Origin of the sequence: Inquilinus sp. YAF38 (assembly GCF_052113205.1) — a bacterium.
Lineage (GTDB): Bacteria > Pseudomonadota > Alphaproteobacteria > DSM-16000 > Inquilinaceae > Inquilinus.
In genome coordinates, this window is the sequence record NZ_JBFRCU010000015.1 from 50,875 (window position 1) to 67,075 (window position 16,201).

16 protein-coding genes are annotated in these 16,201 nt (G+C 67.9%); 13 read left to right on the forward strand and 3 right to left on the reverse strand.

The features are described 5' to 3' along the window. Positions 1 to 100: 100 nt before the first annotated feature. Positions 101 to 1,507, reverse strand: a complete 1,407-nt coding sequence (locus AB4Z01_RS09460) for a glutamine synthetase family protein (protein ID WP_441692699.1) — start codon at positions 1,505 to 1,507, stop codon at positions 101 to 103. Between the two features lie 274 nt (positions 1,508 to 1,781). On the opposite strand from AB4Z01_RS09460, the gene AB4Z01_RS09465 reads away from it, so the two are divergent. The 11 genes from AB4Z01_RS09465 to AB4Z01_RS09515 all read left to right on the forward strand — a co-directional run bounded on the left by AB4Z01_RS09465 (position 1,782) and on the right by AB4Z01_RS09515 (position 11,750). Then, on the forward strand, positions 1,782 to 3,347 hold the full coding sequence (locus AB4Z01_RS09465; protein WP_441692701.1) for an amino acid permease: 1,566 nt from the start codon (positions 1,782 to 1,784) through the stop codon (positions 3,345 to 3,347). Between the two features lie 136 nt (positions 3,348 to 3,483). Next, positions 3,484 to 4,482 carry a D-erythronate dehydrogenase gene (gene denD / locus AB4Z01_RS09470; RefSeq protein WP_441692702.1) on the forward strand — a complete coding sequence of 333 codons (999 nt, stop codon included), beginning with the start codon at positions 3,484 to 3,486 and terminating at the stop codon, positions 4,480 to 4,482. A 454-nt stretch (positions 4,483 to 4,936) separates the two neighbouring features. Then, entirely contained in the window at positions 4,937 to 5,995 is a 1,059-nt protein-coding gene (locus AB4Z01_RS09475; protein WP_441692704.1) for an ABC transporter ATP-binding protein, read from the forward strand. A gap of 54 nt (positions 5,996 to 6,049) precedes the next feature. After that, entirely contained in the window at positions 6,050 to 7,366 is a 1,317-nt protein-coding gene (locus AB4Z01_RS09480; RefSeq protein WP_441692705.1) for an ABC transporter substrate-binding protein, read from the forward strand. 39 nt (positions 7,367 to 7,405) lie between these two features. Beyond that, complete coding sequence (locus AB4Z01_RS09485) at positions 7,406 to 8,182, forward strand: pentapeptide repeat-containing protein (protein ID WP_441692707.1); 777 nt, start codon at positions 7,406 to 7,408, stop codon at positions 8,180 to 8,182. 90 nt (positions 8,183 to 8,272) lie between these two features. Beyond that, a complete protein-coding gene (locus AB4Z01_RS09490) occupies positions 8,273 to 9,160 on the forward strand; it encodes a carbohydrate ABC transporter permease (protein WP_441692709.1) in 888 nt (295 codons plus the stop codon). Beyond that, a complete protein-coding gene (locus tag AB4Z01_RS09495; RefSeq protein ID WP_441692711.1) occupies positions 9,160 to 10,044 on the forward strand; it encodes a carbohydrate ABC transporter permease in 885 nt (294 codons plus the stop codon). The genes AB4Z01_RS09490 and AB4Z01_RS09495 overlap by 1 nt, the downstream gene beginning before the upstream one ends. Positions 10,045 to 10,258: 214 nt before the next feature. Next, positions 10,259 to 10,837 carry a TetR/AcrR family transcriptional regulator gene (locus AB4Z01_RS09500; RefSeq protein ID WP_441692712.1) on the forward strand — a complete coding sequence of 193 codons (579 nt, stop codon included), beginning with the start codon at positions 10,259 to 10,261 and terminating at the stop codon, positions 10,835 to 10,837. Positions 10,838 to 10,879: 42 nt separating this feature from the next. Continuing rightward, on the forward strand, positions 10,880 to 11,035 hold the full coding sequence (locus AB4Z01_RS09505) for a hypothetical protein (protein ID WP_441692713.1): 156 nt from the start codon (positions 10,880 to 10,882) through the stop codon (positions 11,033 to 11,035). 77 nt (positions 11,036 to 11,112) lie between these two features. Continuing rightward, entirely contained in the window at positions 11,113 to 11,352 is a 240-nt protein-coding gene (locus AB4Z01_RS09510) for a type II toxin-antitoxin system VapB family antitoxin (RefSeq protein ID WP_441692715.1), read from the forward strand. Further along, positions 11,352 to 11,750: a type II toxin-antitoxin system VapC family toxin gene (locus tag AB4Z01_RS09515; RefSeq protein WP_441692716.1), complete on the forward strand. Its 399-nt coding sequence runs from the start codon at positions 11,352 to 11,354 to the stop codon at positions 11,748 to 11,750. Before AB4Z01_RS09510 ends, AB4Z01_RS09515 begins: the two co-directional genes overlap by 1 nt. Positions 11,751 to 11,924: 174 nt before the next feature. Here the strand turns inward: AB4Z01_RS09515 and AB4Z01_RS09520 are convergent, their stop codons facing one another. Together AB4Z01_RS09520 and AB4Z01_RS09525 are read right to left on the reverse strand one after the other, a co-directional pair. Further along, positions 11,925 to 12,704 carry a DsbA family protein gene (locus tag AB4Z01_RS09520; protein WP_441692718.1) on the reverse strand — a complete coding sequence of 260 codons (780 nt, stop codon included), beginning with the start codon at positions 12,702 to 12,704 and terminating at the stop codon, positions 11,925 to 11,927. Between the two features lie 128 nt (positions 12,705 to 12,832). Beyond that, entirely contained in the window at positions 12,833 to 14,173 is a 1,341-nt protein-coding gene (locus AB4Z01_RS09525) for a M48 family metalloprotease (RefSeq protein WP_441692720.1), read from the reverse strand. A 108-nt stretch (positions 14,174 to 14,281) separates the two neighbouring features. On the opposite strand from AB4Z01_RS09525, the gene AB4Z01_RS09530 reads away from it, so the two are divergent. Then, positions 14,282 to 15,424 (forward strand): aminotransferase class I/II-fold pyridoxal phosphate-dependent enzyme, encoded by a 1,143-nt coding sequence (locus AB4Z01_RS09530; RefSeq protein WP_441692722.1) that lies wholly within the window; start codon positions 14,282 to 14,284, stop codon positions 15,422 to 15,424. Further along, positions 15,425 to 16,198: a monofunctional biosynthetic peptidoglycan transglycosylase gene (gene mtgA / locus AB4Z01_RS09535; protein ID WP_441692724.1), complete on the forward strand. Its 774-nt coding sequence runs from the start codon at positions 15,425 to 15,427 to the stop codon at positions 16,196 to 16,198. Positions 16,199 to 16,201: the final 3 nt, after the last annotated feature.

A 16,201-nucleotide genomic window follows, 5' to 3' on the forward strand; every position in this document is an offset into this window, starting at 1 on the left:
GGCGAAGCCGACGAAGCAATCCAGGGGCCGATGCGAGCGGCCCTGGATTGCTTCGCTGCGCTCGCAATGACACGTGAGGTTTGCGGGCCGGTGCAGCGACTCAGATGATCTCGAAGTACCGTGCCAGCTCCCAGTCGGTGATGTGCTTGCGGAATTCGCGCTCCTCCCATTCGCGGGTGGCGGCGTAGTGCTCGACCCAGTCGTCGCCGAACAGCCCGCGCGCGGGTTTCGACGCACGCAGCCGCTGGGCTGCGTCCCACAGCGTGCGCGGCAGCTCCGACTTTTTCGGGAAGGTCTTCGCATAGGCGTTGCCCTTCACCGGCTCGCCCAGCTCCAGCTTGTGCTCGATACCCCACAGCCCGGCGCCGAGCGCGGCGGCCAGGACGATGTAGGGGTTGGCGTCGGCGGCGGCGATGCGGAACTCGACCCGCTGGCTCTTCGGCCCGCCCTGGATCACGCGCAGCGCCGTGGTCCGGTTCTCCACCCCCCAGGTCGCCGAGGTCGGCGCCCAGAAGCCGGGAACCAGCCGGGAATAGGCGTTGACCGTCTGCGCGATCATCGCCAGGAACTCCGGCATCAGCGCCTGCTGGCCGGCCACGAAATGGCGCATGACGGCGCTCATCCCGTGCGGGTCCTTCGGGTCCTGGAAGACCGGCTTGCCCTTGCTGTCGACCATCGACATGTGGATGTGACCGCTCTGCCCCGGCACCTCGTTCGACCACTTCGACATGAAGGTGGCCATCAGGTTGTTGCGCTGGGCGATCACCTTGGTGAAGGTGCGGAACAGCGTCGCCTTGTCGGCGGCGGCCAGGCCCTCATCGACCGCGATCGCCGCCTCCAGCACGCCCGGCCCGGTCTCGGTGTGCAGCCCCTCGATCTCGCAATCCAGCGCCTGCATGGTGCCGAGCAGCTCGTGGTACAGGTCCGACCACACGGTGTTGCGCAGCACCGAATAGCCGAAGAAGCCCGGCGTCAGGCTGGTCAGGTTGCGGTAGTGCTTCTCGCGCACCGAATGCGGCGTCTCGTCGAACAGGAAGAACTCGTATTCGAAGGCCGCCTTCAGGCCGAAGCCCATGTCGGCGGCCTTGTCCAGCATCCGGCGCAGCAGCGCGCGCGGGCACACCGCCTCGGCCTGGTCGGCCAATTCGCACAGGAAGAAGGGCAGATCGTTCTCGAACGGCAGGCGGCGCATCGTCTCCGGCAGGACGCGCACCGGCGCGTCCGGATAGGCGGTGTGCCAGCCGGTGTAGCGGGCGTTGTCGTAGAGCTGGTCGTGGCTGTCCCAGCCGACGATCACGTCGCAGAAGGCGAAGCCCTTCTCCAGCGACGAGAAGAACTTCTCCCGCGACATGTACTTGCCGCGCAGGATGCCGTCGACATCGGTCAGCGCCACCTTGACGTGGTTGTACCCCCCCTCCTGCACCAGCTTGCGGGCGTCGTCGGCGGTGAAGCGGGCCGCGGGCGCGGCAGAGCGGGGGCTTGCGGCCCGGGTTGAGGGTTGCGCCATGATCCTTGAAGTCTCCCGTTTCCTGTCGCCCGCCGCTTGGCTTCTCTGGCGGGTCGATGCGGATCTATTCAGAGCATGCCGAACGAAGCGGCGGCAAGTGACGCCGGTCCCTCGCCGGTCGCGGCGACCGTCCGGCTGCGCAACATGCTTGCCGGGCCTGTGGTTCGGTGAGACAGTTTCTGCCGAATCCGGGCCGGCCCATATCCCGCCTGGTTCGCGGTGCAGGGAGCGCTCTAAGAAGCAGTCCGGAACCGGCAAACAGGGGGTGCACATCATGTCCCAGGACGGTCATCGTTCGGGCGGCGAGCACGACATTGCGGAGGACGTGAAGATCCTGCACGGCATGGGCTATGCCCAGGAGCTGCTGCGGCGGATGAGCGGCTTCTCCAACTTCGCCATTTCCTTTTCGATCATCTGCATTCTGTCCGGCGGCATCAATTCGCTCGGGCAGGCGATCGGCGGCGTCGGCGGCGCCGCGATCGGGATCGGCTGGCCGCTCGGCTGCCTGGTCTCGCTGGTCTTCGCCCTCGGCATGGGCCAGATCGCCTCGGCCTATCCGACCGCCGGCGGCCTCTACCATTGGGGCTCGATCCTCGGCGGACGGGCGCTTGGCTGGGTCACGGCCTGGTTCAACCTGCTCGGCCTGATCACCGTGCTCGGCGCGATCAATGTCGGCACCTTCCTGTTCGTGGTCGGCGCCTTTGGCACCCAGCTCGGCCTCGAGGGCACGTTCTGGCATCAGGTGATCTTCCTGGCGCTGCTGACCGGCAGCCAGGCGCTGCTGAACCATCTCGGCATCCGGGTCACCACCTTGCTGACCGACCTCAGCGGCTATCTGATCTTCCTGGTCGCGATCGCGCTGACCATCGCCTTCCTGGCCTATGCCCCGGCGATCGACATCTCGCGGCTGTGGACCTTCACCAATTACAGCGGCGCGGCCGGCGGCGACGTCTGGCCGCAGCACAGCAGCCTGCTGATGGTGTTTTTGCTCGGCCTGCTGCTGCCGATCTACACGATCACCGGCTTCGACGCCTCGGCCCACACCTCGGAGGAGACGGTGCGGGCCTCCTACAACGTGCCGCGGTCGATGGTGCGATCGGTGGTGCTGTCCGCGGTGTTCGGCTACGCCATGCTGGTCGCCTTCGTGCTGGCGATCCCGAGCATGGACGAGGCCGCGGCCCAGGGCTGGAACGTGTTCTTCTGGACCTCGGACGCCGTGCTGCCGGCCGGGCTGAAGTTCGTGCTCTATGTCGGCATCGCCATTAGCCAGTATCTGTGCGGCCTGGCGACCGTGACCTCCGTGTCGCGGATGATCTTCGCCTTCGCCCGCGACGGCGGCCTGCCGGCCTCGGCCTCGCTGCGCAAGGTCAGCCCGACCTTCCGTACCCCGGTTGCCGCGATCTGGACCGGCGCCATCCTGGCCGTGATCTTCACCGTCTACACGCCGGTCTATACGACGGTGGTGTCGGTCACGGTGATCTTCCTGTTCATCTCCTATGGCCTGCCGATCGCGCTCGGCGCCATCGCCTATGGCCGGACCTGGACCCAGATGGGGCCGTGGACGCTGGGCGGCGCCTACCGGCTGGTGGCGCTGCTGTGCGTGCTGTCGGTGATCCTGATCTTCGTCATCGGGGTGCAGCCGCCGAATGACAAGGCGCTGTGGATCACGCTCGGCTTCCTGGTCATCACCGCCTTGGTCTGGTTCGGCATGGAGCGCCAGCGGTTCAAGGGCCCGCCGATCGGTGACATCATCCGTCAACGCCAGGCCGAGATCGCGGCCGCCGAGCAGGCGGTGGGCGAGACTGCCGGCGTCGCCGTCGGCGGGGTCAAGCAGGCCTGACGCGGACCGCCTCGACCATGGGGCGCCCCCGGCCGGGCGCCCCTTTTTCTTGCCGTCGGGGCGAGGCCGGCCTAAACCATTTAAGTCGTACAATACGGCCGCCGCTCGACGGCGGCGGGTTCAGGGGAAACGCAGGATGAAGGTCGTCATCACCGGTGGTCTCGGTTTCGTCGGGCTGAATCTCGCCCGGGCGCTGCTGAAGCGGGGCACGCTGACCGGGATCTCCGGCCAGCAGGAGCCGATCGACGCGATCACCCTGTTCGACATGGCGGCGCCGGATGAGCGGCCGGACGGGCTCGACGACCGGGTGTCGATCGTCACCGGCGACATCTCCGACCGCGCCACCGTGTTCGGCCTGGTCGACCGGGACGACATCTCGGTGTTCCACCTCGCCTCGATCCTGTCGGGCGGCGGCGAGAAGGATTTCGACCTGGCGCTGCGGGTCAATCTCGACGGCGGGCTGAACGTGTTCGAGGCGCTGCGGGCGCGGGCGGGCGGGGCGCAGCGCCTGGTCGCCGCCAGCTCGATCGCCGTGTTCGGCGGCGCGGTGATGCCGAAGACGGTGACCGACGCCACCAAGCAGACCAGCCAGACCACCTATGGCGTCACCAAGACGATCACCGAGCTCTTGATCAACGACTACAGCCGCAAGGGCTTCTTCGACGGCCGCTCGGCCCGGCTGCCGACCATCTTCGTGCGGCCCGGCAAGGCGAACTCCGCTGCCTCCAGCTTCTGCTCCGGCGTGTTCCGCGAGCCGCTGAACGGCGTCGAATGCGTGCTGCCGGTAACCCGGGCGCAACTGCCGATGCTGGGCTACCGCAACTGCGTCGCCAGCTTCATCGGCCTGCACGAGGCGCCGGCCGCGGCCCTGGGCGACGACCGCGCCGTCAACCTGCCCAGCCGCGCCTACACGGTCGAGGACATGGTGGCCGCGGTGAAGCGGGTGGCCGAGAAGTACCAGATCAAGCTGGGACCGATCACGACCAAGCCTGACCCGGTGATCCAGGCGATCGTCGACGGCTGGGCCACCGACGCCTCCTGGGACCGCGCCAAGGCCCTGGGCCTGCCGATCGACGAGAGTATCGACCGTGTGGTCGAGGACTACATTGAGGATTTCCTGCCGAGCCGCCACTGACCCCTTCCTGTGATTGCCGGGCTTGACCCACGGCTGTCCGGTTAACGAAAAATCGCAACCACAGCGTGTCTATCCTAGGCCGGCATTCTATTTCATTGTCATCCTCGGGCTTGACCCGAGGATCCAGGGGCTTTCAAAGCAGTTCTCGATGGCCCCTGGATTGCCGGGTCAAGCCCGGCAATGACAATAAAAATTTAAGTCAGCGCCTAGATCTGCAACCCGAAAAGCTTAACCGGACAGCACTGGGCTTGACCCGGCAATCCAGAGGGTCTCGACAGCCTCTGGATGCCCGGGTCGAGCCCGGGCATGACAGTTTGGATGGCCGGCTGATACCGGTAACAGATTCGTACGATCAAACTCCCAAAACCGTTTGACCGATCGGGACCATCCGCTACCCTCTGCGGCAACGATCGGCGGCCATGTCGCTTCCGGCATCGCTCAATAGGGAGGGGGAATGGCCTCGGTCTCGATCCGTGGTGTCACCAAGAGCTTCGGCACCGTTCCGATCATCCATGGCGTCGACATCGAGATCGGCGACCACGAATTCGTGGCGCTGGTCGGCCCCTCCGGCTGTGGCAAGTCCACGCTACTGCGCATGATCGCGGGGCTGGAGCGGATCACCGGCGGCGACATCTCGATTTCCGGCCGCCGCATCAACGATGTCGCGCCGAAGGAGCGGGATATCGCCATGGTGTTCCAGAACTACGCGCTCTATCCGCACATGACGGTGCGGGACAACATGGCCTTCGCCCTGATGCTGGCCAAGACCGACAAGGCCGAGATCGACCGGCTGGTCGGCGACGCCGCCGCCATCCTCGGCCTGTCGGCGCTGCTCGACCGTTATCCGCGGCAGCTGTCCGGCGGCCAGCGCCAGCGCGTCGCCATGGGTCGCGCCATCGTGCGCGATCCGCAGGTGTTCCTGTTCGACGAGCCGCTGTCGAATCTCGACGCCAAGCTGCGGGTGCAGATGCGCACCGAGATCAAGCTGCTCCACCAGCGGCTGAAGACCACCTCGATCTACGTCACCCACGACCAGGTGGAGGCCATGACCATGGCCGACCAGATCGTGGTGATGCGCGACGGGCGGGTCGAGCAGTCGGGCGCGCCGCTGCATCTCTACGACCACCCGGCCAATGTCTTCGTCGCCGGCTTCATCGGCTCGCCGGCGATGAACTTCATCGACGGCACGGTGACCGATGGCGGCGTCCGCGCCGGCGACGGCACGCTGCTGCCGCTGCCGCCGGGCGCGAAGGTCGAGGCCGGGAAGCGCGTGCGCTACGGCGTGCGGCCGTCGCATCTGCGCGTCGCCGCCGACGGGTCCGGGCTGCCGGCCCAGGTCGAGGTGATGGAGCCGACCGGCGACGACACCTTCGTCTATGGCCGCATGGCGGGGCAGGAGATCTGCGCCATGTTCAACGAGCGCCAGAGCTTCGGCCCCGGCGACACCATCCGGCTGCTGCCCGACGCGGCGCGCATCCACCTGTTCGACGCGGAGACCGAACGCCGCCTCTGACGGGTGGCGGCTTTCAGACACGATTTTCAAGCAAAGACAGATGGGAGAGGAAACATGGCTGATTTCACGCGGCGCGACGTTCTGAAGACCGGGGCGGGGCTGGCGGCTGCCGGCGCGCTCGGCACCCCCGGCCTGGTCCGGCCCGCCTACGCCCAGGACCTGTCCTATACCCCGGAATCCGGCGCGACGCTGCGGGTGCTGCGCTGGGCCAAGTTCGTCCAGGGCGACGAGACCCAGTGGCTGGCCAACACCAAGGCGTTCAGCGACAAATATGGCGTCCCGGTGCGGGTCGACAGCGAGGGCTGGGAGGACATCCGGCCGAAGGCGGCGGTGGCCGCCAATGTCGGCAGCGGGCCCGACATCGTGCTGGTCTGGTTCGACGACGCCCAGCTGTATCCCGACAAGCTGCTCGACGTCTCCGAGCTGGCCAACTATCTCGGCAACAAATACGGCGGCTGGTACGAGGGGCTGCAGGGCTATGCCCAGCGCGACGGCAAGTTCATCGGCCTGCCGCTGGCCGCGATCGGCAACGCCATCTGCTATCGCGAGAGCTGGGTCAAGGAAGCCGGCTTCGCCGAGTTCCCGAAGGACACCGACGGCTTTCTGGCGCTATGCCGCAAGCTGAAGGAGAACGGCCACCCGCCCGGCTTCACCCTCGGCAACGCGGTCGGCGACGGCAACAATTTCGGCCATTGGATCATGTGGAGCCATGGCGGCAAGATGGTCGACGAGCAGGGCAACGTCGTCATCAACAGCCCGGAGACGATCGCCGGGCTGAAATATGCGGCCGAGCTGTACAAGACCTTCATCCCCGGCACCGAGGCCTGGCTTGACAGCAACAACAACCGGGCCTTCCTGTCCGGCGAGGTCAGCCTGACCGCGAACGGCGTGTCGCTCTACTATGCCGCCAAGAAAGACGACAATCTGAAGGAGATGGCCAAGGACATCCGCTGCGTCCAGCTGCCGGTCGGGCCGGTCGGCAAGCCGGTCGAGCTGTGCCAGACCACCTCGGCGATCGTGTTCAACTATACCAAGTACCCGAACGCGGCGAAGGAGTACCTGCGCTTCATGTGGGAGAAGGAGCAGTTCTTCCCCTGGATGGAGGCGGCGAGCGGCTATTGCTGCCAGCCGCTGAAGGGCTATGCCGACCACCCGGTGTGGAAGGAGGATCCGAACCACGCCGCCTATGCCGGCGCGTCGGAGCGGCTGCGCCCGAACGGCTATGCCGGCCCGCTGGGCTATGCGTCGGCGGCGGCGATGGCGGACTACATCGTCGTCAACATGGTCGCCGAGGCCGCCACCGGCCAGCGCACGCCGGAGGAAGCGGCGGCGCGGGCCCAGAAGCGGGCCGAGCGGTACTATCGGGTGTAAGCTGTCGGCCGCGATGTGACCGGCCGGCCGGGGAGGGGCATGGTGTTCGGCGCACGGATCGTGCTGGCGGTGATGTTCGCCGCCCTGGCCGCGCCGGGGTGGAGCGCCGATCTGACGCGGGACCAGGTGGTCGCGACGCTGTCCCGTGCCTCCCCGGCCGCGCCGGCCGATTTCTCCGGCAAGTCGCTGCAGAAGGTCGATCTCAGCGGGCTCGACCTGTCGGGCGCGAACTTCGCCGGCGCCGATCTGTTCGCGGTCAAGTTCGAGGACAGCAATCTGACCGGGGCCGACCTGACCGGCGCCAATCTCGGCCTCGCCTGGGTGATCCGGGCGAACCTCACCGAGGCCGACCTGTCCGGCGCCAATGTCCAGGGGCTGGTCGTGGCCTCGGGCATGCAGACCAACGCGGCCGAGGCCCCGGTCTTCCTCCGGACGAAGTTCGTCGGCGCGCGGGTGATCTCACGTTTCGGTGGCTTCGACCTGCGCGGCGCCGACTTCACCGACGCCAGGCTGGCGGTCGACATGCGCAATCAGTCGATGGGGATCATGCGGGCCGACTTCTCGAGCGCCAGGCTGGAGGGCGCCAATTTCACCCGGGCCGATCTCGGACGCGCCTGGTTCCGCTTCGCCAAGCTGCAGGGCGTGCGCTTCACCGGGGCCAGCCTGCTGCATGCCGACTTCTCCGGCGCCGATCTCACCGGGGCGGATCTCACCGGCGCCGACGCCACCGGGGCGGATTTCGGCCAGGCGATCCTGACCGGCGTCACCGGGCTCGACACCGTCAAAGGATTGGATCCGGCGGTCCCGCGCCGGTAGCGCGCGGAATGCTGCCGCATGAGTGGAGGACAGATGTCGACGATCGCGCAGCGAAGATCGCCGCCCCCGACCGCGTCGTGGATGGCGCGGATGATGGAGAGCCGCAACGCGCTGGGGCTGGCCTTCCTGCTGCCGGCCGCGGTGGTCCTGCTGCTGTTCCTGACCTATCCGCTCGGCCTCGGCCTCTGGCTCGGCTTCACCGACACCCGCCTCGGCCGGCCCGGCATCTGGATCGGCATCGAGAACTATGAGTTCCTGTACGAGGACCCGATCTTCTGGCTGGCGGTGTTCAACACCATCCTCTACACGACCGTCGCCAGCATCTTCAAATTCGTGCTCGGCCTGTGGCTGGCGCTGCTGCTGAACCGGCACCTGCCGTTCAAGGCCTTTCTGCGCGCCATCGTGCTGCTGCCCTGGGTGGTGCCGACCGTGCTATCCGGCATCGCCTTCTGGTGGATCTTCGACGCCCAGTTCTCGGTGATCTCCTGGGCCCTGATCAAGCTCGGGCTGATCGACACGCCGATCAACTTCCTCGGCGACGTCGCCAACGCCCGGGCCTCGGTGATCGCCGCCAACATCTGGCGCGGCATCCCCTTCGTCGCCATCACGCTGCTGGCCGGGCTGCAGACCATCCCGCAGTCGCTGTACGAGGCGGCGGTGCTGGACGGCGCCAGCAACTGGCAGCGCTTCCGCTGGATCACCCTGCCAATGCTGTCGCCGATCATCGCGGTGGTGATGACCTTCTCGGTGTTGTTCACCTTCACCGACTTCCAGCTGATCTATGTGCTGACCCGCGGCGGGCCGCTGAACGCCACCCATCTGATGGCGACCCTGTCGTTCCAGCGCGCCATTCCCGGCGGCCAGTTGGGGGAGGGGGCGGCGATCGCCTCGGCGATGATCCCATTCCTGCTGGCGGCGGTGATGTTCAGCTATTTCGGCCTGCAGCGGCAGCGCTGGCAGCAGGGGGGACGCGACTGATGGCGATCAAGAGCGATGTCGTCGGCGACGAAGGCGGCATGGGCTATCTGGAGCGGCTGCCGCGCCGGGTGGTGACGGTCTACCTGCCGCTCGCGGTGTTCGTCTTCGTGCTGCTGTTCCCGTTCTACTGGATGGGGATCACCTCGATCAAATCGAATGCCGAGCTCTACAACTACAAGGATTTCAACCCGCTCTGGGTGGCCGAGCCGACGCTGCGGCACATCCGGTTCCTGCTGTTCGAGACCTCGTATCCGGCGTGGCTATGGAACACGATGGTGATCGCGGTCGGGTCGACCACACTGGCGCTTGTATGCTCGGTCCTCGCCGCCTATGCGATCGAGCGGCTGCGTTTCACCGGGGCGCGCTGGGTCGGCCTCGCCATCTTCCTGGCCTATCTGGTGCCGCCCTCGATCCTGTTCATCCCGCTGGCGGTCCAGCTCGGCCAGCTCGGCCTCCTGAACAGCCAATGGGCGCTGATCCTGACCTACCCGACCTTCCTGGTGCCGTTCTGCACCTGGCTGCTGATGGGCTATTTCCGCTCGATCCCGTTCGAGCTGGAGGAATGCGCCATCATCGACGGCGCCTCGCGGCTGCAGATCCTGCGCCGGATCACCCTGCCGCTGGCCGTACCCGGGCTGATCTCGGCCGGGATCTTCGCCTTCACCCTGTCCTGGAACGAGTTCATCTACGCCCTGACCTTCATCTCGGATTCCGAGCGCAAGACCGTGCCGGTCGGGGTCCTGACCGAGCTGGTCCAGGGCGACACGTATCAATGGGGCGCCCTGATGGCCGGCGCCCTGCTGGGCTCGCTGCCCGTGGTGCTGCTCTACTCTTTTTTCGTCGAGCACTACGTCTCCAGCATGACCGGCGCCGTGAAGGAGTAGCCGGCGCCGGCCACGAAAATGCACACCGTTGCCGTCATTGCGAGGAGGCGAAGCCGACGAAGCAATCCAGGGGCCGTTGCGTGCGGCCCCTGGATTGCTTCGCTGCGCTCGCAATGACGAATGGGGAGTTCCGAAGGCGTCCAGGCAGGGCATTGACAGCCCCGCCGTGCTCGCCTTAAGTTAGTTAACGATTACTAACTTCTTGAGTCGCAGCATGGCCGGCAAGGGCAGGGACACCAAGGCGCGGATGGAGGAGGCGGCGATCCGCCTGTTCGCCGAGCGCGGTGTCGAGGGCACCTCGGTGCGCGACATCGCCGCCGCGGTCGGCGTCACCGAGGCGGCGCTGTATCGCCACCTGACCTCAAAGGACGAGTTCGTGGCCGGCCTGTTCGCCGACCGCTATGTCGAGCTCGGCCGCCAGGTCCATGCGGCGCAGGACGGGTTGACCGGCTTCGCCGCGCGGATGCGGGCGATGGTCGAGGCCTGCTGCCGGCTGCACGACCGCGACCCGTCGCTGTTCCGCTTCCTGCTGATCGTCCAGCACCGGGCTCTGCCCGGCTTCGCGCTGGGCGAGCCCAACCCGGGCGACGTCATCGGCGCCGTCATCGCCGACGGCATCCGTGAGGGCGCGGTGACCATCGCCGACCCCCGGCTGGCCACCGCCATCGCCTTTGGTTGCGTGCTGCAGCCGGCGGTGTTCCTGCTCTACGGCCGGCTCGATGGCGGCCTGGCCGACCGCGCGCCGGAGATCGCCGGCGCCATCCTGCGGGCGCTCGGCGGCACTGCCGCCTGACCCTCGCATTTCCCCCATCCGTCTCAGCGCGAGGAGACGTTCATGATAGACCCGATCGTGTTCCTGCTGATGATCGCCGCCATGATCTGGCTCGGCGTCCAGGTCCTGACCCAGCGCAGCGCCATCCGCGAGCTGGAGTCCCGCCTCGACCTCATCGATGAGGAGGAAACGCCTGCCGTCGACCGCCGCAGGCCGTAGAGGCCTGATGGATCTATCGTGCCGGTTGTATATATGTCATGATATTCATATCGTGACGTATATACGAGGAGATCGCGATGCCGCTCAGCATCCGGGATGAGCTCACGGACAGGCTGGTCCGGAAGCTCGCCAAACGGAAAGGCCTCGGCCTCACCGAGGCCGTGCGCCTGGCGGTCGAGAACGAGCTGCGTCGCGAAGACGAGGCCGTTCCCCTGCGCGAGCGATTGCGGCCGCTGCAGCACCGCATCGCCGCCCGGCCGGCGACCGGGCTCGAGGCGGACAAGGCGTTCTACGACGAGCTGAGCGACGACCTCTGATGTTCGTCGATGCTTCTGCCATCGTCGCCATCCTCACCCGCGAGGCCGACGCCGACGCTCTGGCCGACCGCCTGGGGGCAGCGCGGCAGCCGATCACCTCGGCGATCGCGGTGTTCGAAGCGGTGCTCGGGATCTGCCGAAAGCGCCATGCCAGCGTTGCCGAGGCCGAGACCGATGTCCGGGAGTTCCTCGCGATGGCGAAGGTTGATGTCGTCGGGATCAGCGCCCAGGAAGCATCGGCGGCGCTGAAGGCCTTCGATCGCTATGGCAAGGGGAGAGGGCATCCGGCGCAGCTGAACATGGGTGATTGCTTCGCCTATGCGTGCGCAACCACCCATCGCGCTCCCATCTTGTGCAAGGGCGCGGATTTCGCGCAGACCGACGTCCAACTCGCCTGACGGCGGATCCTCGTCCCGCCGCCGGCCTGAGAGACCGTTCGGAAATGCGCTGGTGTGAGTCGGCTGGTGGTGGTTTCGAGACCCGGCGCGCAGCGGACGTTATAGTCCGTGAGCACCGGAAGCTTCGAGGCCGCCATCAGACGGCCGCACCAGTAGCATTTGCGACGGTCTCTCTCAGCCCGCCCGGTCCTTGTCGATCTGGCTCTTCAGCGCGTCGAAGCCGACCGCGCCCGGGATGATCTGGTCGTTGATGACGAAGGCCGGCGTGCCCTGCACCCCCAGTGCCTGGGCCAGGTCCATGTTGGCGCGCAGCTCCGCCACCACCGCCGGGTCGTTCATGTCCTGCTTCAGCTTGTCGAGGTCGAGCCCGACCTGCTTGGCGGTGTCGTAGATCACCTCGTCGGTCAGCTGGCCCTTCAGGCCCATCATCTTGGTGTGGAAGTCGAGATACTTGCCCTGCATCTGCGCCGCCAGCGAGGCGCGGGCCGCGGTCACCGAGGCCGGCCCGAGGATCGGGAACTCCTTCAGCACCACCTTCAGCCCGCCATCCTGCTTCACCAGCCGCTCCAGGTCGGGCTGGGCCCGCTTGCAGTAGCCGCACTGGTAGTCGAAGAACTCGACCAGCGTGACGTCGCCCTGGGCGTTGCCGATCACCGGCGAGGACGCGCTGCGGAACAGCTCGTCGGCCCGGCTGGTCAGCGTCTTGGCCTGGGCCGAACGCTCCTCCTCGTCCTTCTTGGCCTGATAGGCGTCCAGCGCCTCGACCACGATCTCCGGATGGGCGCGGATGTAGTCGCGCACGACCTGCTCGATCGCCTCCTTCTGGACCGGGTCGACCGCCGGTGTGCTTTGCGCCGGGGCCGGCGCGGCGCTCTCCTGGGCCCACGCCCACGGCGGCGCGGCCGCCAGCACGGCGAGGACGGCCAGGCTGGCGAGGCGGCTGGAGCGGACCATCGGGTTATCCTTTCGCTGGAACATGTCCCACTAGTCGCCTTTCGCGACGGGATGATCAAGGGTTACCGCGGCTGCGGCGGCATTCGACCGCAACGGTCTGCGCCGGCGGCATGGCTCAGAGGCGGCGCTCAGCGTGGCTTGTCCTCGGCCTGCCGCTGCAGGTCCTGGGCCCGGCGCCAGCCGGGCGAGCCGCGCGGCAGCAGCTGCAGCGCCCGGTCGACCTGGGCCCGGGCATTCGGCCTGTCGCCGCGGGCCAGGTTGTCCTCGGCCAGGGCCAGCGACGCCTTGCCCATGTCGCCGACCTTGCCATAGGCGGTGCCGAGCAGCCGCCAGACGATCGGCGGCGTCTGCTCCGGGTCGACGCTGGCCCGCTCCAGGTCGCGGATGGCGCTGCGCAGCTCGGCGTCCGAGCCGCGGTCGATCTTGGTCTGGGCCAGCGGGATCAGCAGCAGCGGCTCGCCCGGCAGGAGGGCCAAGGCGCGCTCGTAATAGGGCCGGGCCTCGGTCAGCCGCCCGGTCTCCAGCAGGATCTGGCCGCGCAGCTCGAGATAGTAGGGGTTGCGCGGTTCGGCCTTGATCAGCGCGTCAGTGCGGCCGAGCGCGTCGGCGAAGATGTTGTTGCGGTAGGCGGCGATCGCCCGGGCATATTGCGCCGGGATGCTGGTGTCGCTCGGCGGATACATCCGCGCCACGCTCTGCGGCTCGGTGAAGCCGAACAGCTTGGCCCGGATCCGCGCGAACATGTCGTCATAGCCGGGCGGCATGGAGTGGCCGCGCAGCGGCGACTTGTCGACCGCCTCCTGCACCGTCTCGATCCGGTCCTGCGTCAGCGGGTGGGTGCGGGTGTATTCCGAGCCGGTCGGGTGGGCCAGCTCGGCATCCTGCATGCGTTTCAGGAAGCTCAGCATGCCGTCTGCCGGGATGCCGGCCTGGGCCAGGAAGCGCAGTCCCGCCTGGTCGGCCGAACTCTCGATCCCGCGGGCGAAGTTGACCATGTTCTGCCGGACCATGTCCTGGGCGGTGATGGCGCCGGCGATGGCGGCATCGCCGCGCCCGGATGCGGCGCCGGCGGCGGCGCCCAGCAGCGAGCCGATGGTGGCGATCAGCCGGCTGCGCTCCATCTGCTCCGCCCCGCGCACCAGATGGCCGCCGGCGATGTGGCCGGTCTCATGCGCCAGCACGGCCATCAGCTCGCCGGCGCTGCGGGTCTCCAGGATCAGCCCGGAATAGACGAAGATGTTCTGGCCGCCGGCGACGAAGGCGTTCACGTCGTCGTCATCGACCAGGAAGATGGTCACCGCCTCCGGGTTCAGCCCGCCCGCCCGGAAGATTGGCGTCAGCATCTTGTGGATGCTAGTTTCGATCTCGGCGTCGCGGACCACCGGAATGCGTTGCGCCTGGGCCGCCGCGAGGGGCCCGACGATGACCGTCGCCAGGGCCAGCACCAAGATCCGAATGACCCGTCCCAACGCTCCGCTCCCTCCGTGCCGGCGATCCATTGCGATGGATCATCACGCTATCGGCCGACTGTGTCGACCCGGTGGCATCCCGTCCTTCCCTCGAAGCGCTCGCTCATCATGAAGATCTCCCGCCGCGGCCAGGTGCCGCCTTTCATCGTCATGGATGTGATGACCGCCGCCGCGGCGCGCGAGAAGACCCATGGCGACGTGCTGCATCTCGAGGTCGGCCAGCCCAGCACCCCGGCGCCGGCCGGCGTGCTGGCGGCGGCGCAGGCAGTGCTGCGCGACGACAAGATCGGCTACACCGTGGCGCTCGGCGTCCCGCCGCTGCGCCAGGCCATCGCCGATCATTACGGCCGGGCCTACGGCACCGCGGTGACGCCGGGTCAGGTGGTGGTCACCACCGGCTCGTCCGGCGCCTTCCTGCTGGCCTTCCTGGCCGCGTTCGACGTCGGCGACCGGGTGGCGCTGGCAGCGCCGGGCTATCCGGCCTACCGCAACATCCTGACCGCCCTCGGCATCGAGGTGGTGGAGATCCCGGCCGGGCCGGACACCCGCTACCAGCCGACGCCGGAGTTGCTGGAGAAGCATGGCGGCAAGCTCGACGGGCTGATCATCGCCAGCCCGGCCAATCCGACCGGCACCATGCTGTCGCCCGAGGCGCTGGCCGAGCTGACGGCCTATTGCGACTCGCGCTCGATCCGGCTGGTGTCGGACGAGATCTATCACGGCATCACCTACGGCATGGGCACGGCCACGGCGCTGCAGACCAGCGGCAGCGCCATCATCGTCAACAGCTTCTCGAAATACTATTCGATGACCGGCTGGCGCCTGGGCTGGCTGGTGCTGCCGGAGGAGCTGCTGCGGCCGGTCGAATGCCTGGCGCAGAACCTCACCATCTCGCCGCCGACCCTGTCGCAATACGCAGCGGTGGCGGCCTTCGATTGCGGCGAGGAGCTGGACCGCAACGTCGTCCGCTACGCCCGCAACCGCAGCCTGCTGCTGGAGGCGCTGCCGCGCGCCGGCTTCGACCGGCTGGCCCCGGCCGACGGCGCCTTCTACCTCTATGCCGAGATCGGCCATTTGACCAATGACAGCGTCGAGTTCTGCCGGCGCATGCTGGCCGAGACCGGGGTGGCGGCGACGCCGGGGGTCGATTTCGACCCGGTGCGCGGCCACGCGACGATGCGCTTCTCCTTCGCCGGCGCGACCGAGGAGATGGCCGAGGCGGCGGCCCGGCTGCACCGCTGGCTGCGCTGAATGGCAAGGGCGGCACGGCGCCGGGCGTCCCGCTGGCGGCTGCCGCGCCTGCCTCTGCCGCGCCTCGCCTTGCCCGGCGCGCTCGGCCGCTGGTGGGGCCGCCGGCGCTGGTGGTCGAAGATTCTGTGCGGCCTGTTCGCCCTCCTGGTCCTGGCGCCGCTGGCGCTGACGATCGTCTACCGCGTGCTGCCGGTGCCGGCGACGCCGCTGATGGTGCTGCGCCTGTTCGAGGGCGAGGGCTGGCACCGCGACTGGGTGGCCTGGAGCGAGATCGCGCCGGTGATGGCCAAGGCCGCGGTGGCGGCGGAGGACAATCTGTTCTGCCGGCATGACGGCTTCGACTGGGACTCGATGGAGAAGGCCTGGGACCGCTACCGGTCCGGCGTCGGCCGGCTGCGCGGCGGCAGCACCATCTCGAACCAGACGGCGAAGAACGTCTTCCTGTGGGACGGCCGCACCTTCATCCGCAAGGGCTTCGAGGCCTATCTGACCGTGATGATCGAGGCGCTGTGGCCGAAGCGCCGGATCATGGAGGTCTATCTCAACGTGGTCGAGCTCGGCCCCGGCATCTACGGCGTCGAAGCGGCCTCGCAGGCGTATTTCGGCAAGAGTGCTTCGCAGCTCTCGGCGCGCGAGGCGTCGCTGCTGGCGGCGGTGCTGCCGAACCCGCGCGGCTGGTCGGCCGGCAAGCCGTCGCGCTACGTTGCCGGCCGCGCCGCCACCATCCAGCGCCGCATCGGCCAGCTCGGCGACCTGCTGGACTGCGTGTCCTGACCC